The sequence below is a fragment of the Streptomyces sp. NPDC101776 genome (genome assembly GCF_044766845.1).
Classification (GTDB): domain Bacteria; phylum Actinomycetota; class Actinomycetes; order Streptomycetales; family Streptomycetaceae; genus Streptomyces.
This window is the reverse complement of sequence record NZ_JBIWMV010000003.1, coordinates 1-23,629: the sequence shown is the minus strand read 5'-3', so window position 1 is coordinate 23,629 and position 23,629 is coordinate 1. Positions and strand designations below refer to the sequence as shown.

Below are 23,629 nucleotides of genomic sequence, written 5' to 3'. Positions count from 1 at the left end.
GTCAGAGTCCCATCCGTCGCTTCGAGGCGGCCGGGCGGACGTCGGCCAGTGAGGCGACGACCCGGTCCACCATGCCGTACTCCTTGGCCTGTTCCGCCGTGAACCAGCGGTCGCGGTCGCCGTCGCGGGAGACGGTCTCCTCGGTCTGGCCGGTGTGCTGGGCGGTGAGGCGTTCGATGGTCCTCTTCGTGTGGTCCAGGTTCTGCGCCTGGATCTCGATGTCGGCGGTGGTGCCGCCGATGCCCGCCGACGGCTGGTGCATCATGACCCGGGCGTGCGGGAGGGCGTAGCGCTTGCCGTGGGTGCCGACGCTGAGCAGGAACTGGCCCATGCTGGCGGCGAAGCCCATCGTCAGCGTCGAGACGTCGTTCGGGATCAGCTGCATCGTGTCGTAGATGGCGAGGCCCGCCGTGACCGAGCCGCCCGGGCTGTTGATGTACAGGCTGATGTCCGTGCGCGGGTCCTCCGCGGACAGGAGCAGCAACTGGGCGCAGACCCGGTTCGCGGAGACCTCGTCGACCTGGGTGCCGAGGAAGACGATCCGCTGCCCGAGCAGTTGGGCGGCGAGGTGGTCGTCGAAGCGGGACGACGGGGTGTCGCCCTCCTCGGCGCGTGGCATGAGGGGCCGGGCGAGACCGGCGGTGAGTGGAGACATCGGTCCTCCTTGTCGAGGCGCTGTGGTGTCTCCACTGTCGGCCGACAGACGTCCGAACTGCGGGTTTCTAGGCCCGTAGCAGATTCGCCGCAAGCAGAGAGTGCGGAGCGGTCACTCGGTGCCCTTCTCGCGGAGCTGCCGGAAGAACGCCCGTACGTCCTCGGCCAGCAGGTCCGGTTCCTCCATCGCGGCGAAATGGCCGCCCCGGTGGAGCTTGGTCCAGCGCACGATGTTCTCGGTGCGCTCGGCCTTGTGACGGAGCGGGATCTGGATCTCGGCCGGGAAGACGGCGAGCGCGGTGGGGACGGTGGACGGGAGGGTGGGCGCGGCGGCCCGGGCGCCGGTGGCGTGGGCCCGCTCGTAGTAGATGCGGGCGGCCGAACCGGCCGTCCCCGTCAGCCAGTACAGCATCACATTGGTGAGCAGCCGGTCCCGGTCCACGGCCTCCTCGGGCAGTTCCGCCGAGTCCGTCCACTCCCTGAACTTCTCGACGATCCAGGCGAGTTGACCGACCGGGGAGTCCGTGAGGCCGTACGCCAGGGTCTGCGGGCGGGTGGCGTGCAGGACGGCGTATCCGGTGCCCTCGCGCGACCAGGCGGTCCAGCGGCGCCAGGACTCCAGGGCGTCCGCCCGCTCCTCGGGGCCGAGCGCGGACAGTTCCTCGGCGGTGGGCTCGGTGAGGGCCTGCGCGCCCGGCAGCAGGTTGAGGTGGACGCCGATGACCCGGTCGGGGTGGGCGCGGCCCAGCTCGCGGGAGATCGCCGAGCCCCAGTCGCCGCCCTGCGCGCCGAACCGCTCGTAGCCCAGCCGGGTCATCAGCTCGGCCCAGGCGTCGGCGATCCGGCCCGCCTCCCAGCCGGTGTCGGCCGGCGGCCCGGACAGCCCGAAGCCGGGGACGCTGGGCACGACCACGTGGAAGGCGTCGGCCGGATCGCCGCCGTGGGCCGCCGGATCGGTCAACAGGCCCACGACGTCGCGGAATTCGACGATCGAGCCCGGCCAGCCGTGGGTGAGAACCAGCGGGGTGGCGTCCGGCTCGGGGGAGCGGATGTGCGCGAAGTGGACCTTCGACCCGTCGATGACGGTCGTGAACTGCGGCCACGCGTTCAGCTCGGCCTCGGCCGCCCGCCAGTCGTACGTGTGCCGCCAGTACCCCACCAGCTCCCGCAGATAGCCGGCCGGCACGCCGTACGCCCAGCCCGTGCCGGGCAGCTCGTCGGGCCAGCGGGTGCGGTCGAGGCGGGCGTGCAGGTCGTCGAGGTCGGCCTGCGGGATGTCGATACGGAAGGGGTGGACGCTGTCAGCCTGCGGATTCGTCATGGAGTCCGAGCCTAGTTCGGGGCGGCGGAACGGCCACCCGGAATATTCGGCCGTACGACCGATGAGTTTCGGGCCGGGCGAGGGTCGATACAGATGACCGTGTTCGATGCCCCCTGGAGCCCCTGGAGGAGCTCATGACCACCGACGCACCCACCGACGGATTCACCACGTGTCTCTGGTTCGACGGCAAGGCCGAGGAAGCCGCCCACCTCTACGTGTCGATCTTCAAGAACTCCAGCATCGGCCGCGTCACCCACTACGGCGAGGGCGCCCCGCAACCGGCGGGCTCGGTGCTCACCGTCGAGTTCACGGCCTTCGGACAGAAGTTCGTCGCGCTGAACGGCGGCCCGATGTTCAAGTTCACCGAGGCGGTCTCCTTCCAGATCCCGTGCGAGAACCAGGAGGACATCGACTACTACTGGGCCAAGCTCACCGAGGGCGGCGAGCCCGGCCCCTGCGGCTGGCTCAAGGACAAGTACGGCCTGTCCTGGCAGGTCGTCCCCACCCGCCTCATCGACATGATCACCGACCCGGACCCGGCGAAGGTCGCCCGGGCGACGGAGTCGTTCATGGCGATGGGCAAGTTCGACCTCGCCGCGCTGGAGAAGGCCTTCGCGGGGGAGTGACGGACGGACCGGGCGGGGCGGCCGGGATCAGCTCTCGCTGTCCAGCAGCAGCGCATGCAACTCGGCCGCCCGCCGGGCCAGTTGCTCCGCCTGGCCGGCCTCGGCGCGGGTGCGCGGGCGGGGCAGCGTGATGTCGAGGACCGTACGGATCCGGCCGGGCCGGGGCGTGAGGACGATCACCCGGTCGGCGAGCAGGACCGCCTCGTCCACCGAGTGCGTGACAAGGACGACGGTGGACGGATGCGCACGGTGCGTCCGCTGCAACTCGGCGCACAACTCGTCCCGGGTGAGCGCGTCGAGCGCCGAGAACGGCTCGTCCATGAGCAGCACCCGGGGCCGCCGCATGAGGGAGCGGCACAGCGCCACCCGCTGCTGCATCCCGCCGGACAGCTCGTGCGGCAGCCGTCCCTGGAAGCCGTCGAGGCCCATCGTCCCGATCAGCTCCAGCGCCTGTTTCCGTGCGCCGTTGCTCCGCTCGCCGGAGACCTCCGCAGGCAGCAGCACATTGTCCAGCACCGACCGCCAGGGCAGCAGCGCCAGGCGCTGGAATGGGACTCCAACTCCTCCTCCAAGAGCACGAGTTCGGCAAAGGACCAGCTCACCTACGTCACCGCCTTCGGTGCGGCGGGACGGGACGCCTTCGCCTGGGTGGCCGAGCAGAAGGGCTATTTCCGGGACGCCGGAATCGCTGTGCGGATCGAACTCGGAAAGGCCACCGGAAAGGCCACCGGGGAGACCTCAAGGCCCTCGCCGCCGGGAAAGCGCATTTCACCAGCCTCGACCTGACGGGCGCGATGATTTCCGCCGGTGCCGAGAACTCCACGGCCTATCGCGACTTCCGCGCCGTGCTCGCCGTCCACCAGCGCACCCTCGTCTCCATCATGGCGATGCAGGGCTCGGGCATCACCACCCCGAAGGACCTGGAGGGCAAACGGATCGCGGCCGCCGCCAACTCCGTGAACCAACTGCTCTTCCCCGGCTACGCCAAGCTCGCCGGCATCGACACCGCGAAGATCCGCTGGATCGCCGTCCAGCCCGTCCAGTTGGGCCCGGCCCTCGCCGGCGGAAAGGCCGACGCGCTCAGCACGTTCCTCATCGGCCGCCCCACCGTCGAGAAGGCCACCGTGCAGGCCAGGTCGAAACACGTCGTCGTGTTCCCCTACAGCACCTACCTGCCCGCCCACGGCAACGACCCCACCTGGGCCGGCCGGGTGCCCGCCGCCATGCTGGAGGCGGGCCTGACCGACGTGGACACCGTGATCCACTCCCGGTCCTGGCCGGGCGGCACCGCGGGTGCGCTGCTCATCGCCGGGAACATCGCGCAGACCCGGGGGGAGTTCCTCGCGGCGGGCATGACCGAGGCCCAACTCGACGAGCTGGACCGGCTGGTGACCGACCCGCGGCTCGTGGTGCGCGGCCACTTCACCTACTCGACCATCGGCCGCAGGCCCCCGACGTGAGACGCGTCCCGTCCGCGCGGGCCTCCGGCGTGAGTTGCGTCCGGGCATTGCGGGCCTCCGGGGTGAGACGCGTCCCGTCCGCGCGGGCTTCCGGCGTGAGACGCGTCCCGTCAGCGCAGGCCCCGGCGTGAAACGCGTTCTGGCAGCGCGGAGTCCCGGCGTGAGGCGTGTCCTGTCGGCAGGACCGCCGGTCCTCGCGGCCGGGCGCGCGCTCGCCGGCTGGTGGCTGATCACCCTCGCCTTCGACATCCGGCCGTTCCTGCTGCCCTCGCCGCCCGACGTCGTCCACGCCTTCGGCCGGCTGCCCGGCTATCTGCTCCGGCAGAGCTGGCAGACGTTCACCGAGACGGCCGTCGGCTTCGGCCTCGCAGTGGGCGCGGGACTCGCGACCGGCGTCCTGCTCACCGCGTCCCGGGGCGTGGAGCGCGCGATCATGCCGCTCCTGGTCGCCGTCAACGCCGTACCGAAGATCGCGGTGGCCCCGCTCCTCGTGGTCTGGCTCGGCTTCGGGACGGCCCCGAAAGTCTTCATGGTGGCGCTGCTCGCCTGGTTCCCCGTGGTCGTCTCGACGATGGCGGGACTGACGTCCGTCCCGCTGGAACTGACCGAGCTGGCCCACTCCCGCACCGCGTCCCGCTGGCAGACCTACCGCAAGCTCCGCATGCCCTGGGCCCTGCCCCAGGTCTTCGTCGGCCTGCGCATCGGCGTCACCCTGGCCGTCGTCGGCGCGGTCGTCGGCGAGTTCGCGGGCGGCGACCAGGGCCTCGGCTACGTCATCGTGGCCTCCGGCGGCAACGCCGACACCCCCCTCGCGTTCGCCGCGATGGCCCTGCTCAGCGCCATGAGCGTGCTGCTCTTCTACGCCGTCGTCCTCGCGGAGCGGGCGCTGCTGCCCTGGGCCCGCGAGACCACCGGCTGAGCGACCGCCCCGGAGCGACCGCACGGTCCGTCCCCGCGCCCCCTGCGCGACGCCTCCGCGTAACCAGTGCGTTTCGGACGTTAATTTCCGCGCCCAAAGGGTTGGCGGGAAACCATCCCCTCGTTATCGTTCACGCACTTCACTCAATCGTTCCGCTGAACGAATAGCTGAACGAATAGCGACAAGGACGGTCGGTACATGTCCGACATCCACCACCCGGGCCGCCGGTCGGTGCTCACCGCGGGCCTCGCCTCGGCGGCGGCACTCGGCGGGTCCTGGCTGCTGACCGGCTGTACCGGGGCGGAGGCCGCCCCCGTCCTGCCGGCCGCCGCCGCGAAAGGCGCCCCCGACCGCGGCGGCACCCTGCGCATCGCCCGGCCGCCCGCCTCCGACGCCGAGACCCTCGACCCGGCGAGCTCGCTGTCCGCCTACGAGTACCTGGGCGCCCTGTACAACCGGCTCGTCCGCATCGGCCCGGACGGCGACCTCGCCCCCGACCTCGCCGAGTCCTGGGAGACCGACGCCAAGGCCCGCACCTGGACCTTCCGCCTCCGCAAGGGCGTCGCCTTCCACAACGGCCGCGCCTTCACCTCCGCCGACGCCGCCTACACGCTCCGCCACATCCTCGACAAGGCGACGGCGTCCCCGCAGGCCGCGGTCCTCGCCCCGCTCATCGACCCGGCGAAGCTGGGCACACCCGACGCCCACACCCTCGTCGTCCCGCTGAAGACGCCGAATGCCGAGTTCCCCAGCCTGCTGACGCACTACAACTGCTACGTCGTCCCCGACGGCAGCGCGAAGTCCATCGGCCGCACCGGCATCGGCACCGGCCCCTTCAAGCTGGAGTCGTTCGCACCGGCGGGCCCCGGCCGCGTCACCGCGTACGCCGACCACTGGGCGGGCCGCCCCGTCCTCGACGCGATCGCCTTCTACTCGGTCGCCGACATGTCGGCCCGCTCGAACGCCTTGCTGGCAGGGCAGGTTGACCTGCTCTCGCAGACCAACCTCGACTTCGCGACCGCCCGCGTGGTCGCCGCCTCGGACCGCGCGACCATCGCCCGCGTGAAGAACGCCCAGTGGTACGTCCTCCCGATGCTCACCACCGAGAAGCCCTTCACCGACGTCCGCGTCCGCCAGGCGATGAAGCTCGCCTACGACCCCGAGCACGTCGTGAAGGTCGCCCTCCAGGGAGCGGGCACGGCGGGCTGGGACAACCCGGTGCCACCCAGCGACCCGGCCCACATCACCGCGCACCCGAAGCACGACCCGGAACAGGCGAAGTACCTGCTCAAGCAGGCGGGCCACGAGGGCCTGGCGATGGACCTCCACACCTCGTCCTACGACCCGCTCTTCACGCCGATGGCGCTCGCCTACCAGGACTCGGCGAAGCGGGCCGGTATCCGCATCAAGGTCAAGACGGCCTCCGCGGACTCCTATTACACGCAGATCTGGATGAAGAAGCCGCTGATGGCCACCTACTGGTTCACGGGCCGGCCCGTCGACCAGCTCTTCACCCAGATCTTCCGCAGCGGCTCCTCCTACAACGAGACCGCCTGGTCCGACAAGGACTTCGACGCGGTCCTCGACCGGGCCCGCGCCGAGATCGACGACACCAAGAGGCGCGAACTCTACGGCGAGGCGCAGACGTTGGTGATCGAGAAGGGCGGGGCGATGACCCCGATGTTCGCCGACCGGCTCGTCGGCATCTCCCGCAAGGTACGCGGATACGCCGAGCACGGCTTCGAGTTCGACTACCTCAACATCGGCCTGAAGGGAGCCTGACCATGCTCTCCTTCATAACCCGCCGCATAGCAGCGGCAGTTGGCACCCTCTTCCTCTCCTCCATCCTCGTCTTCCTCGCCGTCCAGGCCCTGCCCGGCGACGTCGCCACCCAGATCCTGGGCAAGGACGCGACCCCGGACGCCGTGGCCGCCCTGCGCGAGAAACTGAAACTCGACAAGCCCGCCTGGGAGCGCTACTTCGACTGGGTGGGCGGCGCCCTCCACGGCGACTTCGGCACCTCCCTCGTCTCCGGCAAGGCAGTCGGCGGCGAAGTGTCCATGTACCTCGGCAACTCCGCGCTGATAGCGGTCATCACGGTCCTCTTCGCGGTCACCGGCTCGATCGTCCTCGGCATCCTCGCGGGCCTCTACCGCGACCGCTGGCCCGACCACCTCATCTCCACCGTCAGCCTCGTCGGCATGAGCGTCCCCGAGTTCGTCGTCGCCACCGTCCTCGTCCTGTGCTTCTCGGTCGCCCTCCCGTGGTTCCCCGCCGTCGTCCTCTACGGCCCGGACGCCACCGTCGGCCAACTCCTGCCCGCCGTATGGCTTCCCGCCCTCGCGCTCGCGGTGGTGATGGCCGCGTACATCGTCCGCATGGCCCGCACCTCGGTCATCGACGTGATGGCCACCGAGTACGTCACCACCGCCCGCCTCAAGGGCCTCTCCACCTGGCGGGTCGTCACCCGGCACGCCCTGCCCAGCGCCCTGTTGCCCACCCTGCACGTCATCGCGCTCAACGTGGCGTGGCTGGTCGGCGGGGTCGCGGTGGTCGAGAACGTCTTCAACTACCCGGGCATCGGCAAGCTGATGCTCTCCTCCGTACAGAACCGCGACCTGCCCACCATCCAGGCCGTCGCCCTGATCAGCGCGGTCGTCTACGTCGTCTGCAACTTCGCCGCCGACCTGGCCACCATGGCCCTCAACCCCAGGCTCCGCACCCGAGGGAGGACCCGATGACCACGCTCGCCACCGCCCCGACCATGGCCGCACGCGGTACCCGTGCCTGGCGCACCCTGAGCAGCTCCCGCACCGCGCTCGTCGGCCTCGCGATCGTCGCCGTCCACGTCCTGATCGCCCTGCTCGCGCCCCTCCTCACCTCCTACGACCCCATCGCCAACGACGCCGACCACGCGCTCCTCGGCCCGAGTTGGTCGCACTGGGCCGGCACCGACCAGTACGGTCGCGACGTCCTCGCCCGCGTCCTCTACGGCGGCCGGTACGCACTCGGCGTCTCCGTCGCCGCCACCCTGCTGACCGTCGCTCTCGGCACGGTCATCGGCTGCGCGGCGGCACTGCGCGGCGGCTGGTTCGACGACGTACTGGGCCGCGTCCTGGACGCGATCCTGTCGATCCCCTCGGTCCTGGCCCTGCTCGTCGTGGTCACCGCCCTCGGCACCGGCCCGGCGGTCATCGTCCTGGCCGTCGCGATCGTCTACGTCCCGCAGGTCGTCCGCGTCGTGCGCGGCGCCGCCCTCGCGGTCGTCCCCGCCGACTACGTCACCGCTGCCCGCGCCCGGGGCGAGAGCACCTGGTCGATCCTGCGCCGGGAGATCCTGCCGAACATCACGGACGTGGTGTGCGTGGAGTTCGCCATGCGGGCCTCGTGGGTCGTGCTGCTGATCTCCTCGCTGTCCTTCCTCGGCTTCGGCGCCGACCCGCCAACTCCCGACTGGGGCCTGATGGTTGCCGAGAACCGCACCGCCATCACCGTCGTCCCGATGGCGAGCCTCGCGCCCATCATCGCCCTGGCCACCCTCGTGGTCGGGCTCAACCTCGCGGCCGACGGCCTGTCCAAGGCGTGGGGCGTCGACCGGATCAGGGAGGGCTCCTGATGGCCTCGATCGTTTCCGTCAACTCCCTCTCCGTGGCCTACCGTTCGGGCGGCCGGGACGTACCTGTCGTGCACGAGGTGTCGCTGGACGTCGCCGAGGGGCGGACGCATGCCCTGGTGGGCGAATCCGGCAGCGGCAAGTCCACCGTCGCCGCGACCCTCCTCGGGCATCTGCGCCACGGATCGCGGATCACCGGGGGCTCGGTCCAGGTGGCCGACGCCGACGTCTTCGCCCTGCCCGCACGGGAGTTGCGAGGACTGCGCGGCGGCACGGTCGCCATGGTCGGCCAGAACGCCGGCCACGCCCTCACCCCCTCCATGCGTATCGGACGGCAGATCGCCGAGGCGGGCGGAGAGGTGCCCGTCACGGAACTCCTCGAACAGGTCCGGCTGCCGAACCCCGCCGACCTGGCCCGGCGCTATCCGCACGAACTGTCCGGCGGACAGCAGCAGCGCGTCGCCATCGCCATGGCCATCGCGGCCCGGCCCAAGGTCCTGGTCCTCGACGAGCCCACGACCGGCCTGGACGTCATCACCCAGCGCGGCGTCCTCGACCTGATCGCCGCCCTGCGCGACGAACTCGGCCTCGCCGCCGTGCTGGTGAGCCACGACCTCGGGGTCGTCGCCCACATGGCCGACGAGGTGACTGTCCTGCGCTCCGGCCGGGTGGTCGAATCGGCGCCCACCCGGCAGTTGTTCGCCCGGCCCCAGGACCCGTACACCAAGCGCCTGTTGGCGAGCGTGCCGCGCCTCGACGACGCGGGGCTCGCGGTCGTCGGCGAGGCGGGGGAGCGGGAGGTCAGGCCCAAGGCCGACGTGCCCGCCGACGCGCCGGTGGCCGTCTCCGCGCAGGACGTCACCATCGACTACGGCACCACCCGTGCCGTGCACGGCGTCTCCTTCGACGTGCGGCGCGGCGAAGTCCTCGCCCTCGTCGGCGAGTCGGGCAGCGGCAAGTCCACCCTCGCCTGGACCCTGGCCGGACTGCGCACCCCGTCCGGCGGCACGATGCGTCACGCGGACGGCGACCTCGCCCGCCCGGCGCAGCAACGGCCGCTGTCCCTGCGCCGCCGGGTACAGCTCGTCTTCCAGAACGCCGACACCTCGCTCAACCCCCGCCGCTCCGTGGGCGACGCGGTCCGCCACCCGCTGCGCTTCTTCGGCACGGTGCCCGACCGCACGGAGGCAGCCGAGCGGGCCCGACAGCTCATCGCCGACGTGCGCCTCGACCCCGCCCTCGCCGACCGGCTGCCCGCGCAGCTCTCCGGCGGTCAGCGTCAACGCATCGGTATCGCACGTGCGTTGGCGGGCGAGCCGGACGTGCTCATCGCCGACGAGATCACCACCGCCCTGGACGTGTCGGTCCAGGCCGACGTACTCCGCCTCCTCGACGACCTCCGGCGCGAGCGTGACCTGGCCTGTCTGTTCATCAGCCACGACCTGGCCGTCGTACGGGGCCTCGCGGACCGCGTTGTCGTACTGCGCCACGGAGTCGTCGTCGAAGAGGGCCCGACGGAGGCGGTGTTCGCCGACCCCCGGCACCCCTACACCCGCCAACTGATGGCAGCCGCCCTCGAACCCGACCCCGACGCGCAGCCCTACGTCGACGACACCGCCGACTGGGCCGACGCGGCGGACGGCGAGGACATCTGGACCGACCAGGGCGACGACGGCCACCGCGTCCGACGCTGGCGCCCCCTCAACGCCCCTGTGGCGGAAGGAGTTTCGTGAGGTACCGCGAACAGTTCGAGCGCCGGGTCGTCCGCGAGGACGTCTGGATCCCCACCCGGGACGGAAGGACCCGACTGCACGCACGCGTCTGGCGGCCCGACGACGCCGAGTCGGAGCCGGTGCCCGCGCTGCTCGAATACCTCCCCTACCGCAAGAGCGACTGGACCGCGCCCCGCGACGCCCAGCGCCACCCCTGGTACGCCGGACACGGTTACGCCTCCGTGCGCGTGGACATCCGGGGGCACGGCGACAGCGAGGGCCTGCCCGGCGACGAGTACGACGCGCAGGAACTCGCGGACGGTGTCGACGTCGTCAACTGGCTTGCGGCGCAGCCCTGGTGCACGGGCAAGGTCGGCATGTTCGGCATCTCGTGGGGCGGCTTCAACGCGCTCCAGATCGCCGCCCTCGCCCCTGAGCCGTTGCAGGCGATCGTCACCGTCTGCTCGACCGACGACCGCTACGACAACGACGTCCACTACACGGGCGGCGCCGTCCTCGGCATCGACATGCTGGCCTGGGCCGGCACCATGCTCGCCTTCGCCTCCCGCCCGCCGGACCCCGCGAACGTGGGCGCGGACCGCTGGCTGCCGATGTGGCGCGAACGCCTCGACGCCCTCGAACCCTTCCTGCACACCTGGCTCGGGCACCAACAGCGCGACGAGTACTGGAAGCACGGCAGTGTCTGCGAGGACTACACCGCGATCGACGCGGCCGTCCTCGCGGTCGGCGGCTGGAACGACCCCTACCGGGACGCCGTGTTGCGGCTCGTCGAGCACCTGCCCGAGGACCGCGTCCGGGGGATCGTCGGCCCGTGGTCGCACCAGTACCCCGACCGGGGACTGCCGCCCGGCCCGGCGATCGGCTTCCTCCAGGAGACCCTGCGCTGGTGGGACCAGCACCTCAAGGGCATCGACACGGGAGCGATGGAGGAGCCCCTGCTGCGGGCCTGGATCACCGACCCGGTCCCGCCGGCGACGTCGTACGACGTGCTGCCGGGCCGTTGGGTGGGTGACGTCAAGTGGCCTAGCCCGAAGGTGAGTTGGGACTCACGGCGCCTAGGCGTGAGCGAGGCGCCGGTTCTCGTACGCTCCCCGCAGCACACCGGCCTCGACGCCGGGCGCTTCTTCCCCTTCGGCAACGCGAGCGACCTGCCGCCGGACCAGCGGGAGGAGGACGGCCGTTCGGTGTGCTTCGACTCCGAGCCGCTCACCGCACGCGTCGAGATCCTCGGCCGACCGCGCGTCCGGCTCCGCCTCGACAGCGCCACCCCGCGCGCCCACGTCATCGCCCGCCTCTGCGATGTCGCCCCGGACGGCTCGTCCACGCTCGTCACCCGTGGCGTGCTCAACCTGCTGAGCCGGCACGGGCGGGACCGGGCCGTCGAGTGGACCCCTGGGACGTACGAGGACGTCGAGTTCGAGCTGACCGGCATCGGCTACGCGATCCCGCCCGGCCACCGCATCCGGCTCGCCGTCTCCGACACCTACTGGCCGTGGGTCTGGCCGCACGGCGAGCGCGGCGAGTTGCGGGTCGTGCCCGCCGAGAGCGCCGTACAACTGCCCCTGCGCGAAGGAGGATCGGAACCGTCGATCCGCTTCGAGGAGCCCGAACAGGCGGTCCCGCTCGACGTGACCTACGACCGGCCCGCCGAGCCGACGCCCGAGCGGCTGGTCACGCACGATGTGGCCAAGGGGGAGTGGACGCTGGAGGTCGACCCCAACTACGGGGGCTCGCGGACGTATCCGGACGGGCTGCGCTACGAGGAGAGCGCGCGGGAGACGTACCGCATCCGGAGCGACGACCCGCTGTCGGCGCACGCCGTGTCGGAGTGGCGGATCCGGTTGCGGCGCGGGGACGAGTGGGACGCTGAGATCATGACGCGGACGGAGCTGCGCGCCACCGGCGCGGACTTCGTCATGGACAGTCGCGTCGAAGCACGGGCGAACGGAGAGACAGTGGCCAAGCGCGCATGGCACCGCACCACCCCGAGGACGTCGGGATGACGGCCGCCAAGCAGCCCCAGCCGGCCGCGAAGTCCCCCCGCCGTGCCGTCGCCGCCGCCGACCGCACCCGGCAGCCCACCGAGGTGCGCCGCCGGCTCATCGTCGAGGCGGCCGTCCCGCTGATAGCGGAACGCGGCTACGCCTCGGTCGGCGTACGGGACGTGGCCGCCGCCGCCGGGGTCTCCGTCGGTACCGTCACCTACCACTTCGGCAGTGTGCAGGAGATCCTCTCCGAGGCGATGGTGCTGCACATCGAGCGCTACTACGCCGAGTTGAGGGAGGCCGCCGAGCAGGCGACGAGCGGGGCCGAGGCGCTGCGGCTGCTCGTCGACGCGCTGTTCACCGAGGACACCGACCGGCACTGGCGGATGTGGTTCGACTACTGGAACGCGGGTGAGCAGGGCACCGATGAGGCGTTCAGCGGCGGTCAGGCCCGTCGCTACGAGAGCTGGCATCAGCAGATCCGCGCCCTGGCCGAACGGGGCGTCGCCGACGGGGAGTTCGGCTCCGACGACCTCGACGGCTTCACGGTCCGCTTCGCCGCCCTCGCCGACGGCCTCGCCCTGCAACGGCTGCGCCAGGCACCGCCGTTGAGCACGCAGGACGCGCGTCGGCACCTCAACCGGCTCATCGAGACAGAGCTTGGGCGCCGATCACCTGGGTGATCTCCCTCGCGATCCGCAGAATGCCGGGGGAGGGGACCGGGCACGGTCTGGGCGTCGCGGTCGTCGGCGCCAGGCAGAAGTGCAGAGGGTCCTTGTCGAGGTGCAGAGCCGTGCGACCGGCGGACGGCTGGGTGCAGTAGTCCGGGTGGGCGTGTTCGTAGGCGGTGCAGGGCAGGTACTGGGTCCAGGTGTAGCGGGCTCCGGCCGGGCTCACGGTCCGGCCGGCGTCGGCGACGAGGTCCCCCGTAGACCTGGTCTGCGACGCGTAGAGCGCGTTCACGGCCTTGACCCGCTCCGGGGCGATCGGGGCGGGCCCCTGCAACACCCAGACGATCGTGGGTCGTTCGGCACCCCCGGCGGTCGCGATCTGCGCGGTCAGCTTCCTGAGGTCGGCCGTGTACCGGTCGAAGTACGTCTCCCGGTCGGCGGCGTACGTGATCCCGTCCATGCAGGGCGTGTAGCCCCAGGCGTTGTCCCAGAACTGGAGCACCACGAAGTCCGGACGCAGCGCACGCACCAGGGCGGCGGCCTTGTGCCCGTCCGGGACCAGCGAACCCTTCCCGGTGCCTTCCAGGTAGTCGCACGGCGTGGTCCCCGAGTACGGGGCGCTCGTGTACGTCGCGTCCAGCGTCCCGCGGAGTTCCCGCCCGAGCACGTTCTGGGCCTCCATGGCGAGGGAGTCCCCGAGATACAGCACACGGGGCGCCGACCTCACCACCGGTGCCCGTCGTGGTGCGGCGGTGGACACGGAGACGGAGGGGGTCGGCGGCGCGACCTGGGGCCCGGACACCGGATCCGTGCACGCGCCGAGGAGCACTGCGGCCGGCACCACACCCACGGTCCATGGCTTCCGCATACGGCAACTCCCGCCCCGGGCACCGGAATACGGTCACTCAGGCAAGCACAGCCGGGCGGCAGGAGGAAGACGCCCGACTGCGCCGCGGTGAGCGGTGGGACTCAGACGCGGTCGGCCGCGATCAGCAGATACTGGAAGCTGCCGTTGCGGTAGGCGGACAGGAAGGTGTCCTCGATGCCCGTGACCAGATGGTCGGCCTGCTGGCGCAGCGCCCAGTAGGGGATGGTGTCCGCGGTGAGGTCCTGGACGTGGACGGGGACCAGCCGGTTGCGGGCCATCGCCCGGAAGTACTCCGACCTGGGGTGGATGTCGCAGATGTAGTGGGCGTTGATGAGGGACACCTCGCGCGAGGCCCGGCCGTAGGTGTCGTTGTAGCAGCCGGTGATCACCACATAGCGTCCGCCGCGGCGCAGCAGTCGCGCGTGCTCGGCGAACAGCAGGTCCAACTCCACATACATGGTGGACTCATTGTTCCACGACGCGGAGAACGCACCCGTCGGGAAGCCGGTGTCGAGCATGTCGCGGTGGTGGTAGCGCACCTTGTCGTCGATGCCCCGCTTGCGCGCCTGGGTGTTGGCGAACTCGGCCTGCTTGGCGGAGATCGTGACCCCGTCGGCCCGGCAGCCGTGGCGCAGATGCGCCACCACACTGCCGCCGCCGCGTCCGCAGCCGGCGTCGAACACCCGGTCGGCGGGGGAGAGTTGACCGAGATGGGAGGCGAGGAGTTCGGCCTGTGCGTGTTCCAGGCGGTGCAGTTCGGCGGTGAGCCGCTCCCGGCGCCGGACGGGGTCGGGCTCCTCCAGCACGGACTCGTCGGCCCCGCCGATCCCGTAGTGGTGGTGGTAGAGGTCGTCGAGCTGTCCGAGGTCGAGGTTGACCGGGTTCTCTTCGGCGTTCCAGTAGTCCGCGACACGGTTCTGGTACGTGGACTGGGTCGGCACCGGTGGTGCGGTGATGCCGGCGTCGGTGGTGGTCAACGGTGACTCCTAGCGTGATGCGTCTGACAGAACGTCAGGGACCGGACTCTTACCAGTAGTTGGGCAGGTGGTAGCGGTGGCTGTTGGTCACGTGCCACTCGTGGTTGCCGGCCACCCAGGCGGCGAGACCCTGGGTGTAGCGCTCGACGAGGGGCGAGGCGGCGGACAGTGCCGCGGACTCCTCCTCGAAGGCGTCCATGATCCGGTTGTGGATCTCGACGGACCTCAGATAGGCCGCCTTCAGCCCGCGCCGCTCCTCGGCGGCGACGACCTGCGGCAGGTTGAGGTGGTCGGGGTCGGAGAGTTCCTTGGTGAAGGAGTAGAGGTCGTTGACGATCGTGGTGGCGTTGCAGGCCAGGGCCGTGACCCGCTGGATCTCGGGCCGGGCGTAGACCTGCTCGGGCAGTTCGTAGCCGTCGACCGCGTCCACGATCGACAGACAGGGGCGGAAGTTGTTGAACTGCCGCATCACCAGGTACTCCCAGACGCGCGGCTTGTACCGGATCTCGGCCCAGGCGGCCTCGGCGAGATACCCGAGGTGGAGCCGGGCGATGTCGTGCACGAACCGGTCGGTCTGGCTGGGGGTGGCGAGGAGGGCGTAGTCCCGCAGGGCGAAGTGGTACGAGCGCAGCGGCCCGTCCGCCTGTACGCCGTGCCGCCACTCCTCCTCGAACTCGGGGGCGGAGTGGAACGGGTCGAGCGCCGACTGCCCGAGGATCAGTCGTCCGCCGAGCCCGCTGTGCGAGCCGCCCTTGCCCTCGTCCTCCTCGCAGTAGCAGGAGTCGACGATGTTCTCGGCGAGCAGCAGCTTGCCGGCGGCGGTCAGCCGTTCCAGGTCCAGCGCCCCCGGGTGCTGGAGCACCACGGCCCGGCCGAACTGGAACCCGGCGAAGTCCCCGTCCCACGCGGCCGGGAACAGATCGAGCTCGCGCGCCCAGGCCTCCAGCCTGCGGTCGATCTCCGCGGCCTTCTCGGGATCGGCGGGCACCGCGGGCCGGTAGGTGAGGCCGGGGATCGCCCCGGTGCGTCCGGCCCGCACGGTGCTCGCCAGGTTCGGCGGCCCCGGCAGCGGAGGGAAGGTCGTGGTGGGTGTGGTCATGAGGTTCTCCGGGCCGTCGGTCGGGCCGTCATCCGGCGGTCCGGCCGATCTGGACGTTCTCGAGGATCCCCGCCGCGTCGGGGACCAGGATGGCCATCGAGTAGTACGCGGTGACGAGATAGCGGATGATCGCGGCGGAGTCGATGCCCATGAAGCGCACGTTCAGACCGGGTTGGAACTCCTCCGGGATACCGGTCTGGAACAGCCCGACGACACCCTGGTCGGCCTCGCCGGTGCGCAGCGCGATGATGCTGCTGGTGTGCTGCGGGGTGATCGGGATCTTGCCGCAGGGGAAGAACGGGACTCCGCGCCAGGCGGGGATCTCGTGCCCCTCGACGTTCACCGTGCCGGGCACCAGACCGCGCTTGTTGCACTGCCGGAAGAAGGCCGCGATCGCCTTCGGGTGGGCGAGGAAGAGCCGTGTCTTGCGCCGCATGGCGAGGAGTTCGTCGAGGTCGTCGGGGGTCGGCGGGCCGGTGAAGGTGCTGATGCGCTGGGTGTAGTCGACGCTGTGCAGCAGCCCGAACTCCCGGTTGTTGACCAGCTCCCACTCCTGGCGCTCGCGGATCTCCTCGACCGTGAGCCGCAGTTGCTGCTGGGTCTGGTCCATCGGGTCGTTGTAGAGGTCGGCGACCCTGGTGTGCACCCGCAGTACGGTCTGGGTGAGCGACAACTCGTACTCGCGCGGGGCGAGTTCGTAGTCGACGAAGCCGCCGGGCAGGGTCGGCTCGCCCACATGACCGGCTTGCACCGGGACGTCGGCCTCGCCCTTGCGGTTCATCGGCAGCCGCTGCCGCGCGGCGTACGCCTCCAGATGGGCGGCCAACGACGGGGCGCGGTCGGTGAGTTCGGCCACGACCTCCCAGGGCAGTACGAGCAGGACGCCCGCGGTCTCGGCGCGCACGGAACTCAGCCACAGCGGATCGGACTGCCCGAGCGCCTCGTCCCCCATCTGGTCGCCGTCGGTGACGACGCCGAGGATCTCCTCCTCGTCGTACTGGCCGGCGGTGTACCGGGTGAAGCGGCCGTGGGCGACCAGATAGTTCTCGGTGACGGGCTGGCCGGCCTCGAACAGGACCTGACCGGCCCGCACCTCCCGGACCCGGAACCGGCCCGCGATCTCCTTCAGGACCTCCGTGTCGGAGTACCCGCGCAGCACGGGCAGTTCGGTGAGCGTCTCGGGGATGACCTTGATGTCGTCGGCGCCGTTCTGCTCGAACCGGACCCGGCCGCGGCCGACGCTGAGCTGGAGCCGCCGGTTGACCCGGTAGGCACCGCCCTTCACGTCCACCCAGGGCAGCATCTTCAGCAGCCATCGTGAGGTGATGGCCTGCATCTGCGGTTCGGACTTGGTGGTGGTGGCGAGCCGGCGTGCCGCCAGGGTGCTGAGACTGGTGAGTTGTCCGTCGCCGGGTGTCGCGGGCTCGGGTTCGTCGGTGGCGGATCCGTGGGCGCTTTCCGGAGTGGACACTTTCCCTCCCGGGAGGTGAACAGGGGTGAGCGCGTCGTCGGTTTACAAGCCAAACAGTCCTGCCCAGGACCGGTAACCGCGCGAAGGGGGCGGCTTCACGCCCGGGAGTCGGTAAACCCGGCGATCGAGGCGGGGGCGGCAGGAACTCGTCCTCGCACCCCGGCGCACGGGGCGCGGACACGCCTCGCGCGAATGGGACCCCGCGCGCTCCGGTGTTCGGCGCGCGTCCCGCTCCCCGGGTGACTAGCGTGAGAATCCAGGACAACCCGACCCAGACACCCCGACCTACCGGAGAGGGCCGCAGCCATGGCCGTACAACCTGAGGGAACGCCCTGTTGGGCCGACGCGATGTTCAGTGACGTCGAGGGAGCGAAGAGTTTCTACGGCGACGTCCTCGGCTGGACCTTCGGCGACGCGTCGTCGGAGTACGGCAACTACACGCAGGCCTACGTCGACGGAAAGGCCGTAGCCGCTGTCGTACCGCCGATGCCGGGCCAGGAGGGGCAGTCGCAGTGGTGCCTGTACCTCGCGTCACCGGACGCGGCGGCCACCGCGGCGAAGATCCGCGAGAGCGGCGGGCAGGTGCTGATGGAGCCGATGCAGGTCGGCGACTTCGGCACGATGTGCCTGGCCAGTGAGCCCAGCGGCGCGGTCTTCGGCGTGTGGCAGGGCGGCACGCACGAGGGCTTCGAGGCCGCGGGCGTGCCCGGCGCCTACGCCTGGGCCGAGGTCTTCACCCGCGAGCCCGCGAAGGCGGACGGGTTCTTCCCCGCGGTCTTCCCGTACTCGGCACGGCAGGTGGACGACACCACCTTCGACTTCCGCGTCTACAACCTCGGCGAGAACACGGTCCTGGGCCGGATGCAGATGGGCGAGGAGTTCCCGCCCGAGGTGCCGTCGTACGTCAACGTGTACTTCTCCGTCGACAACTGCGACGACGCCGTCGCCAGGGCCACCAAGCTCGGCGGCATCCTCCGCTTCGGCCCCATGGACAGCCCCTTCGGGCGGTTCGCGGCCCTGAGCGACCCGCAGGGCGCCTCGTTCTCGGTGATCGACATGACCACGACCCAGGGCGAGATGCCGCAGCTGACCGACGTCTGAGCGGGAACGTCGTGCGTCACCGGCCGTCGGCCGCCCACCAGGCGGGGGCGCAGGCCACGGCCGCGTCGACCATGTCGTCCTTCGTGACGGACGGGTCCTTCAGCCATGCCCTGATGGCTCCCGCGAAGCCGTGCGCCGCTACCTCGACGAGTTCAGCAAGCAGGACGGCGCCTGGTACTTCGCCGAGCGCCGGCTGATGGTCGACTGGACCGAGACGCGGCCCTCGACGCCCTGACGCCGGCGCGGGATCAGGTGGCCGGCTCCTCGTAGTGGGACACGCGGTTGGCCACGGCCAGTCCCCAGGGGACGCCGAGCAGCACGACGAGCGCCAGGCCGAGGACGAGCGGAGCCGGGCGCAGGGCGCCGACTCCCACCGCGAGGACGGCCATGGCCACACAGGTGCGGGACAGCGGCCGATAGAGCCCGGGGTTCTCGGTCCAGGCGCGCAGGGTCGCCGCGAGCGCCATCGTCGCGCAGAGCACCACGGCCGCGCCCCCGCACAGCACCCAGGCCGTTGCGGCGGGCGTCCGGCTGTCGTGGGCGTGCTCGACGAGGCCGACCATCGCGGCGCCCGTGGCGGCCACCGCGGCCGTGATCGGCAGATGTACCACCATCCACTGCAGGGCGCTCGCGCGCGTGGCCCTCGGCAGCCGGTGCCCCGCGAAGTCGAAGTACGTCCACCACGCGCCGAAGCCGACGACCACGGCGACCAGACCGACTGCCAGGGTGAGCGCGTTCGTCGGCTCGTGACAGGGGCCGTCGCCGGGCCGCGCGTGTCCGCGGGGCGGCCGACGGGGACTTCGGGCTTACGGGGCGGCGCGGACCCGGGGCCGCGGCCATGGCATGATCGGGCGCATGCTTGAACGTGTGGTGGCCGCGTGCGACGGGGCTTCGAAAGGGAATCCCGGGCCGGCCGCCTGGGCGTGGGTCGTGTCGGACGACGCGGAGAGCCCGGCCCGCTGGGAGGCGGGGCCGCTCGGCAAGGCCACCAACAACGTCGCCGAACTCACCGCGCTGGAGCGCCTGTTGACGGCGACCGCACCGGACGTGCCGCTGGAGATCCGGATGGACTCGCAGTACGCCATGAAGGCGGTCACCACCTGGCTGCCGGGCTGGAAGCGCAACGGCTGGAAGACCTCCGGCGGCAAGCCGGTCGCCAACCAGGAACTGGTCGTCCGTATCGACGAACTGCTGGGCGGCCGCTCCGTGGAGTTCCGTTACGTCCCCGCCCACCAGGTCGACGGCGATCCCCTGAACGACTTCGCCGACCGCGCGGCCAGCCAGGCCGCCATCGTCCAGGAGCCCGCGGGCAGCGACCTCGGTTCCCCGCAACCGCCTCCCTCGCCCGACACCCCGAAGAAGCCCGCCCGCTCCGCCGCCGCCAAGTCGCCCCGCAAGAGCGCCGGTTCGGCCTCCCGCACGATCAAGGCCAAGTTCCCCGGCCGCTGCCTCTGCGGCCGTGCCTACGCGGCCGGCGAGCCCATCAGCAAGAACCCCAAGGGCTGGGGCCACCCGGAGTGCGTCACGGCCGAGGCGTAAGCCCCCGCCTCCTTCGACGTGTCCCATCGGCCCGAGGTCGATGGGACCTTTTCATGCCGCCAGCCTGCTACTCTGCGGTTCCACTTGACCACTTTGAGTAATCTCCAGGGGTGTGCGCGTGAAGGTCGCCTGTGTCGGAGGCGGGCCCGCCGGTCTGTATCTCTCGATCCTGCTGAAGCGTCAGGACCCGTCCCACGACATCACCGTCTACGAGCGCAACGCCGAGGGTTCGACCTACGGCTGGGGCGTGACGTACTGGCGTGGACTGCTCGACCAACTCCGGGAGTACGACCCCGAGTCGGCGCAGGCCGTGGACGAACACTCGGTGCGCTGGAGCGACGGCGTCGCCCGCATCCGGGACCTGACGACCAGTCAACCCGGGGACGAGGGCCACGGCATCGGCCGTCACCGGCTCCTCAAGATCCTCGCCGAAAGGGCCAGATCCCTGGGCGTACGGCTCGAGTTCGAGCACGAGGTGACGGCCGACGACCTGCCCGACGCGGATCTGATCGTGGCCGCCGACGGCGTCAACAGCGCGCTGCGCAGCCGCCACGCCGACCACTTCGGCGCCGAACTCAGGCCCGGCCGCAACCAGTACATCTGGCTCGGCACCAGCAAGGTCTTCGACTCCTTCACCTTCGCCTTCGTGGAGACCGACCACGGCTGGATCTGGTGCTACGGCTACGCGTTCGGCCCCGAGGGCAGCACCTGCGTCATCGAGTGCGCACCCGAGACCTGGACCGGCCTCGGCCTCGACACCGCGGCCGAGGCCGACGGACTCGCCCTTCTGGAGAAGCTCTTCGCCGACCTCCTCGACGGCCACTCCCTGATCGGCCGCGCCTCGTCCGACGGCAGTGCGCAATGGCTCAACTTCCGCACCCTCACCAACCGCACCTGGCACCGCGACAACCTCGTCCTGCTCGGCGACGCCGCCCACACCACCCACTACTCCATCGGCGCCGGTACCACCCTCGCCCTGGAGGACGCCATCGCGCTCGCCGACGCCCTGCGCGACCACGGCGAACTGCCGCAGGCCCTCGCCGCCTACGAACAGCGCCGTAGAACCGCCCTGTTGTCCATCCAGAGCGCGGCCCGCTACAGCGCCCAGTGGTACGAGAACCTTCAGCGCTACATCCACCTGCCCCCGCACCGGATGTTCGCGCTGCTCGGGCAGCGCCACTCGCCGCTGCTGCCGTACGTCCCGCCGCAGGTCTACTACGGCCTCGACAAGGCGGCGGGACGGCTGGAGGCGCTGCGCCGGTTCAAGCGCTGGCTCGGTCCCAAGGTCGCGCGGACCGTGCACGCGCGGGCGCTCGCCGCACGCAAGTAGGGCGCCGGCCTCCCGAGCGCATTGGGTGAATGGCTATTCACCGGGTAAGGTGAATAGCCATTCACCCTCTTTTTCATGTCAGCTGGAGTGCCCATGGGCCAGCCCCTCCCGATACTCGACCCGCCCGGCGGCACCGCCGGGCGGACCCCCGTGCGGGAGCGGCTCACCATTCCGGTGCTGGCGTTCGGCGGGATCCTCATGGCGGTCATGCAGACCGTGGTCGTCCCGCTGCTGCCGTCCCTGCCCCGGCTGACCCACTCCTCCGCGGGCGCCGTCTCCTGGATGGTCACCGCGACCCTGCTCTCCGGCGCCGTCCTCACCCCCGTGCTCGGCCGGGCCGGCGACATGTACGGCAAGCGGCGGGTCCTGATCGGCGCCCTGAGCATGATGACCGTCGGGTCGGTCATGTGCGCGCTGTCCTCCGACATCCGGGTACTGATCACCGCCCGCGCCCTGCAAGGCGCCGCGGCCGCCGTCGTCCCCCTGTCGATCAGCATCCTGCGGGACGAACTTCCGCCGGAGCGCCGGGGCAGCGCGGTGGCGCTGATGAGTTCCACGGTGGGTATCGGCGCCGCGCTCGGACTGCCGCTCGCGGCGCTGATCGTGCAGTACGCCAACTGGCACGTCATGTTCTGGGCGACCAGCGCGCTCGGTGCGATCGGCGTGTGGGGGATCTGGTGGGCGGTGCGCGAGTCGCCCGTCCGGGAGCCCGGCCGCTTCGACGTGCTCGGCGCGCTGGGACTGGCCGTGGGACTGGTGTGTCTCCTCCTAGGGGTGTCCCAGGGCGGTCAGTGGGGGTGGGGGAGTCCGCGGATCCTGTCGCTGTTCCTCGCCACCGTCGTCGTGTTCGGCCTGTGGTGGTGGCAGCAACTGCGCCTCGAACAGCCGCTGGTGGACCTGCGGTTGGTGTTGCGGCCCCGGGTCGGCCTGTCACATGTGGCGGCCCTGCTGACCGGTTTCGCGTTCTACGCCAACTCCCTGGTCACCGCCCAACTGGTGCAGGCGCCCAAGGCGACCGGGTACGGACTCGGACTGTCTATCGTCCAGACGGGCCTGTGTCTGCTGCCCGGCGGTGTCATCATGCTGCTGCTCTCCCCCCTCTCGGCCCGGATCTCGGCGGCCCGCGGTCCGCGCGTCACGCTCGCCATCGGAACCGCGATCATCGCGCTCGGCTATGTCGTGCGCATCGCCGACAGCCGCGACCTGTGGACGATCATCCTCGGCGCGACGGTCGTGGCCACGGGCACCACCTTCGCCTACTCGGCGCTGCCCACGCTCATCCTGCGCGCGGTCCCGGCCGGTCAGACCGCGTCCGCGAACGGCGTCAACGTCCTGATGCGCACCATCGGGCAGGCCGTCTCCAGCGCCGTGGTGGCCGCCGTACTGGTGCACCACACCAGCCCGGTAGGCGGGATTCCGTTGCCCACGCTGCACGGATACCTGATGGCGTTCGGCATCGCGGGCGTCATCGCCCTGGCCGCCAGCGCGGCGGCACTGACCATCCCGGGCGACCCCGCCCCCGACGACACACGGCGTGCCCCGGACCGTGCCGAGGGCGTACGGGACGAGGCGTTGGAGGGAGCATGAGTGCCGTGAGCACCACTCCTCCCACCGCGTCCCCGCCCGCACGCCGGGACGCCGAGGCGACCAAGGCGGCCATTCTGAAGGCCGCCCGCTACCTCCTCGCGCGCAACGCGCACGCCGACATCACGCTCAAGGCGGTCGCCGAACGCGCCGGTGTCAGCGCGCCGTTGATCCTCAAGTACTTCGGCAACAAGGACGCCCTCTTCGCCCGCGTCATGTCCTTCGAGGCCGACGCGGAGGACCTGCTGGACGCCCCGCTCGACGGACTCGGCCGCCACATGGTCCGGCACGTCCTGGTCAGCCAGCGCGAGCGGGGCGCCGACCCGCTGCTGCGGATCGTGTTCGCGCCCCTTCAGGGCGACCAGGGTGACATCCTGCGCGTCAACTTCCGCGCCCACGTGGTCGATCGCCTCGCCGGACGTCTCTTTGGCCCCGAAGCGGCCCTGCGCGCCGAACTCGTCGTGGCGACCGTCCTGGGCCTCGGTGTCATGTACGGAATCGCCCGCAGCACCAGACTCCGCGCGACGTCGATCGACACCATCGTGGATCTCTACGGGCCCACTGTGCAGGCCCACTTGACGTCCTAGATGAATGAGTCCGAGGGGTGTCGTTGCGGTCAGTGATCATAGGCGGTCAGTGATCGCTTGACTGGCTGCCCTGTCTTGTCGTTGTGCCAGA

Annotated in this window: 21 protein-coding genes and 1 pseudogene; 14 read left to right on the top strand and 8 right to left on the bottom strand. The window is 71.0% G+C overall.

Features of this window, described 5'->3' with window-relative positions; genetic code table 11:
- Position 1 precedes the first annotated feature (1 nt).
- Positions 2–655 carry a ClpP family protease gene (locus ACIRRY_RS11530; RefSeq protein ID WP_403970945.1) on the bottom strand — a complete coding sequence of 218 codons (654 nt, stop codon included), beginning with the start codon at positions 653–655 and terminating at the stop codon, positions 2–4.
- A gap of 111 nt (positions 656–766) precedes the next feature.
- Complete coding sequence (locus tag ACIRRY_RS11525; protein WP_403970943.1) at positions 767–1,975, bottom strand: epoxide hydrolase family protein; 1,209 nt, start codon at positions 1,973–1,975, stop codon at positions 767–769.
- A 134-nt stretch (positions 1,976–2,109) separates the two neighbouring features.
- Here ACIRRY_RS11525 and ACIRRY_RS11520 point away from each other — a divergent pair, with 134 nt between their 5' ends.
- Positions 2,110–2,601 (top strand): VOC family protein, encoded by a 492-nt coding sequence (locus ACIRRY_RS11520; protein ID WP_403970941.1) that lies wholly within the window; start codon positions 2,110–2,112, stop codon positions 2,599–2,601.
- A gap of 27 nt (positions 2,602–2,628) precedes the next feature.
- Here ACIRRY_RS11520 and ACIRRY_RS11515 read toward each other — a convergent pair whose 3' ends face one another.
- Positions 2,629–3,132 (bottom strand): ABC transporter ATP-binding protein, encoded by a 504-nt coding sequence (locus ACIRRY_RS11515; RefSeq protein ID WP_403972230.1) that lies wholly within the window; start codon positions 3,130–3,132, stop codon positions 2,629–2,631.
- A 263-nt stretch (positions 3,133–3,395) separates the two neighbouring features.
- Here ACIRRY_RS11515 and ACIRRY_RS11510 point away from each other — a divergent pair, with 263 nt between their 5' ends.
- The 8 genes from ACIRRY_RS11510 (at position 3,396) to ACIRRY_RS11475 (ending at position 12,994) form a co-directional block, all read left to right on the top strand.
- Positions 3,396–4,061, top strand: a complete 666-nt coding sequence (locus ACIRRY_RS11510; protein ID WP_403970939.1) for an ABC transporter substrate-binding protein — start codon at positions 3,396–3,398, stop codon at positions 4,059–4,061.
- 160 nt (positions 4,062–4,221) lie between these two features.
- The gene (locus tag ACIRRY_RS11505; RefSeq protein WP_403970937.1) at positions 4,222–4,980 is read left to right on the top strand and encodes an ABC transporter permease; all 759 of its coding nucleotides are present in this window, start codon (positions 4,222–4,224) and stop codon (positions 4,978–4,980) included.
- A 198-nt stretch (positions 4,981–5,178) separates the two neighbouring features.
- The gene (locus ACIRRY_RS11500) at positions 5,179–6,762 is read left to right on the top strand and encodes an ABC transporter substrate-binding protein (RefSeq protein WP_403970935.1); all 1,584 of its coding nucleotides are present in this window, start codon (positions 5,179–5,181) and stop codon (positions 6,760–6,762) included.
- Positions 6,763–6,764: 2 nt separating this feature from the next.
- Positions 6,765–7,721 carry an ABC transporter permease gene (locus ACIRRY_RS11495; RefSeq protein WP_403970933.1) on the top strand — a complete coding sequence of 319 codons (957 nt, stop codon included), beginning with the start codon at positions 6,765–6,767 and terminating at the stop codon, positions 7,719–7,721.
- Positions 7,718–8,596 carry an ABC transporter permease gene (locus tag ACIRRY_RS11490; protein ID WP_403970931.1) on the top strand — a complete coding sequence of 293 codons (879 nt, stop codon included), beginning with the start codon at positions 7,718–7,720 and terminating at the stop codon, positions 8,594–8,596. Before ACIRRY_RS11495 ends, ACIRRY_RS11490 begins: the two co-directional genes overlap by 4 nt.
- Positions 8,596–10,326 (top strand): dipeptide ABC transporter ATP-binding protein, encoded by a 1,731-nt coding sequence (locus ACIRRY_RS11485; protein ID WP_403970929.1) that lies wholly within the window; start codon positions 8,596–8,598, stop codon positions 10,324–10,326. The genes ACIRRY_RS11490 and ACIRRY_RS11485 overlap by 1 nt, the downstream gene beginning before the upstream one ends.
- Positions 10,323–12,329 carry a CocE/NonD family hydrolase gene (locus ACIRRY_RS11480; protein WP_403970927.1) on the top strand — a complete coding sequence of 669 codons (2,007 nt, stop codon included), beginning with the start codon at positions 10,323–10,325 and terminating at the stop codon, positions 12,327–12,329. The genes ACIRRY_RS11485 and ACIRRY_RS11480 overlap by 4 nt, the downstream gene beginning before the upstream one ends.
- Complete coding sequence (locus tag ACIRRY_RS11475; protein WP_403970925.1) at positions 12,326–12,994, top strand: TetR/AcrR family transcriptional regulator; 669 nt, start codon at positions 12,326–12,328, stop codon at positions 12,992–12,994. Before ACIRRY_RS11480 ends, ACIRRY_RS11475 begins: the two co-directional genes overlap by 4 nt.
- Here ACIRRY_RS11475 and ACIRRY_RS11470 read toward each other — a convergent pair.
- The 4 genes from ACIRRY_RS11470 to ACIRRY_RS11455 form a co-directional block, all read right to left on the bottom strand.
- Positions 12,957–13,850 carry an SGNH/GDSL hydrolase family protein gene (locus ACIRRY_RS11470; RefSeq protein ID WP_403970923.1) on the bottom strand — a complete coding sequence of 298 codons (894 nt, stop codon included), beginning with the start codon at positions 13,848–13,850 and terminating at the stop codon, positions 12,957–12,959. The genes ACIRRY_RS11475 and ACIRRY_RS11470 overlap by 38 nt on opposite strands.
- Positions 13,851–13,951: 101 nt before the next feature.
- The gene (locus tag ACIRRY_RS11465; protein WP_403970921.1) at positions 13,952–14,827 is read right to left on the bottom strand and encodes a geranyl diphosphate 2-C-methyltransferase; all 876 of its coding nucleotides are present in this window, start codon (positions 14,825–14,827) and stop codon (positions 13,952–13,954) included.
- 49 nt (positions 14,828–14,876) lie between these two features.
- Positions 14,877–15,926 carry a family 2 encapsulin nanocompartment cargo protein terpene cyclase gene (locus ACIRRY_RS11460; RefSeq protein ID WP_403970919.1) on the bottom strand — a complete coding sequence of 350 codons (1,050 nt, stop codon included), beginning with the start codon at positions 15,924–15,926 and terminating at the stop codon, positions 14,877–14,879.
- Positions 15,927–15,954: 28 nt separating this feature from the next.
- Entirely contained in the window at positions 15,955–17,397 is a 1,443-nt protein-coding gene (locus tag ACIRRY_RS11455) for a family 2B encapsulin nanocompartment shell protein (RefSeq protein WP_403970917.1), read from the bottom strand.
- Positions 17,398–17,703: 306 nt separating this feature from the next.
- Here ACIRRY_RS11455 and ACIRRY_RS11450 point away from each other — a divergent pair, with 306 nt between their 5' ends.
- A complete protein-coding gene (locus ACIRRY_RS11450; RefSeq protein ID WP_403970915.1) occupies positions 17,704–18,498 on the top strand; it encodes a VOC family protein in 795 nt (264 codons plus the stop codon).
- A 248-nt stretch (positions 18,499–18,746) separates the two neighbouring features.
- On the opposite strand, the pseudogene ACIRRY_RS11445 reads toward ACIRRY_RS11450, so the two are convergent.
- Positions 18,747–19,229: pseudogene (locus ACIRRY_RS11445) on the bottom strand (low temperature requirement protein A); the annotation flags it as partial.
- Between the two features lie 112 nt (positions 19,230–19,341).
- Between ACIRRY_RS11445 and ACIRRY_RS11440 the strand changes: the two are divergent.
- The 4 genes from ACIRRY_RS11440 (at position 19,342) to ACIRRY_RS11425 (ending at position 23,538) form a co-directional block, all read left to right on the top strand.
- Positions 19,342–20,037: a ribonuclease H gene (locus ACIRRY_RS11440; RefSeq protein WP_403970913.1), complete on the top strand. Its 696-nt coding sequence runs from the start codon at positions 19,342–19,344 to the stop codon at positions 20,035–20,037.
- Between the two features lie 112 nt (positions 20,038–20,149).
- Positions 20,150–21,367, top strand: coding sequence for an FAD-dependent monooxygenase (locus ACIRRY_RS11435; RefSeq protein ID WP_403970911.1), 1,218 nt, complete (start codon positions 20,150–20,152; stop codon positions 21,365–21,367).
- Between the two features lie 93 nt (positions 21,368–21,460).
- The gene (locus ACIRRY_RS11430) at positions 21,461–22,954 is read left to right on the top strand and encodes an MFS transporter (protein ID WP_403972228.1); all 1,494 of its coding nucleotides are present in this window, start codon (positions 21,461–21,463) and stop codon (positions 22,952–22,954) included.
- On the top strand, positions 22,951–23,538 hold the full coding sequence (locus tag ACIRRY_RS11425; protein ID WP_403970909.1) for a TetR family transcriptional regulator: 588 nt from the start codon (positions 22,951–22,953) through the stop codon (positions 23,536–23,538). Before ACIRRY_RS11430 ends, ACIRRY_RS11425 begins: the two co-directional genes overlap by 4 nt.
- Positions 23,539–23,629: the final 91 nt, after the last annotated feature.

What these genes read in the sequence shown, in the direction of transcription:
- ACIRRY_RS11530 (WP_403970945.1), bottom strand. Translation starts at nt 655, where the DNA reads ATGTCTCCACTCACCGCCGGTCTCGCCCGGCCCCTCATGCCACGCGCC.
- ACIRRY_RS11525 (WP_403970943.1), bottom strand. Translation starts at nt 1,975, where the DNA reads ATGACGAATCCGCAGGCTGACAGCGTCCACCCCTTCCGTATCGACATC.
- ACIRRY_RS11520 (WP_403970941.1), top strand. Translation starts at nt 2,110, where the DNA reads ATGACCACCGACGCACCCACCGACGGATTCACCACGTGTCTCTGGTTC.
- ACIRRY_RS11510 (WP_403970939.1), top strand. Translation starts at nt 3,396, where the DNA reads ATGATTTCCGCCGGTGCCGAGAACTCCACGGCCTATCGCGACTTCCGC.
- ACIRRY_RS11500 (WP_403970935.1), top strand. Translation starts at nt 5,179, where the DNA reads ATGTCCGACATCCACCACCCGGGCCGCCGGTCGGTGCTCACCGCGGGC.
- ACIRRY_RS11495 (WP_403970933.1), top strand. Translation starts at nt 6,765, where the DNA reads ATGCTCTCCTTCATAACCCGCCGCATAGCAGCGGCAGTTGGCACCCTC.
- ACIRRY_RS11490 (WP_403970931.1), top strand. Translation starts at nt 7,718, where the DNA reads ATGACCACGCTCGCCACCGCCCCGACCATGGCCGCACGCGGTACCCGT.
- ACIRRY_RS11485 (WP_403970929.1), top strand. Translation starts at nt 8,596, where the DNA reads ATGGCCTCGATCGTTTCCGTCAACTCCCTCTCCGTGGCCTACCGTTCG.
- ACIRRY_RS11475 (WP_403970925.1), top strand. Translation starts at nt 12,326, where the DNA reads ATGACGGCCGCCAAGCAGCCCCAGCCGGCCGCGAAGTCCCCCCGCCGT.
- ACIRRY_RS11470 (WP_403970923.1), bottom strand. Translation starts at nt 13,850, where the DNA reads ATGCGGAAGCCATGGACCGTGGGTGTGGTGCCGGCCGCAGTGCTCCTC.
- ACIRRY_RS11460 (WP_403970919.1), bottom strand. Translation starts at nt 15,926, where the DNA reads ATGACCACACCCACCACGACCTTCCCTCCGCTGCCGGGGCCGCCGAAC.
- ACIRRY_RS11450 (WP_403970915.1), top strand. Translation starts at nt 17,704, where the DNA reads ATGGCCGTACAACCTGAGGGAACGCCCTGTTGGGCCGACGCGATGTTC.
- ACIRRY_RS11440 (WP_403970913.1), top strand. Translation starts at nt 19,342, where the DNA reads ATGATCGGGCGCATGCTTGAACGTGTGGTGGCCGCGTGCGACGGGGCT.
- ACIRRY_RS11430 (WP_403972228.1), top strand. Translation starts at nt 21,461, where the DNA reads ATGGGCCAGCCCCTCCCGATACTCGACCCGCCCGGCGGCACCGCCGGG.
- ACIRRY_RS11425 (WP_403970909.1), top strand. Translation starts at nt 22,951, where the DNA reads ATGAGTGCCGTGAGCACCACTCCTCCCACCGCGTCCCCGCCCGCACGC.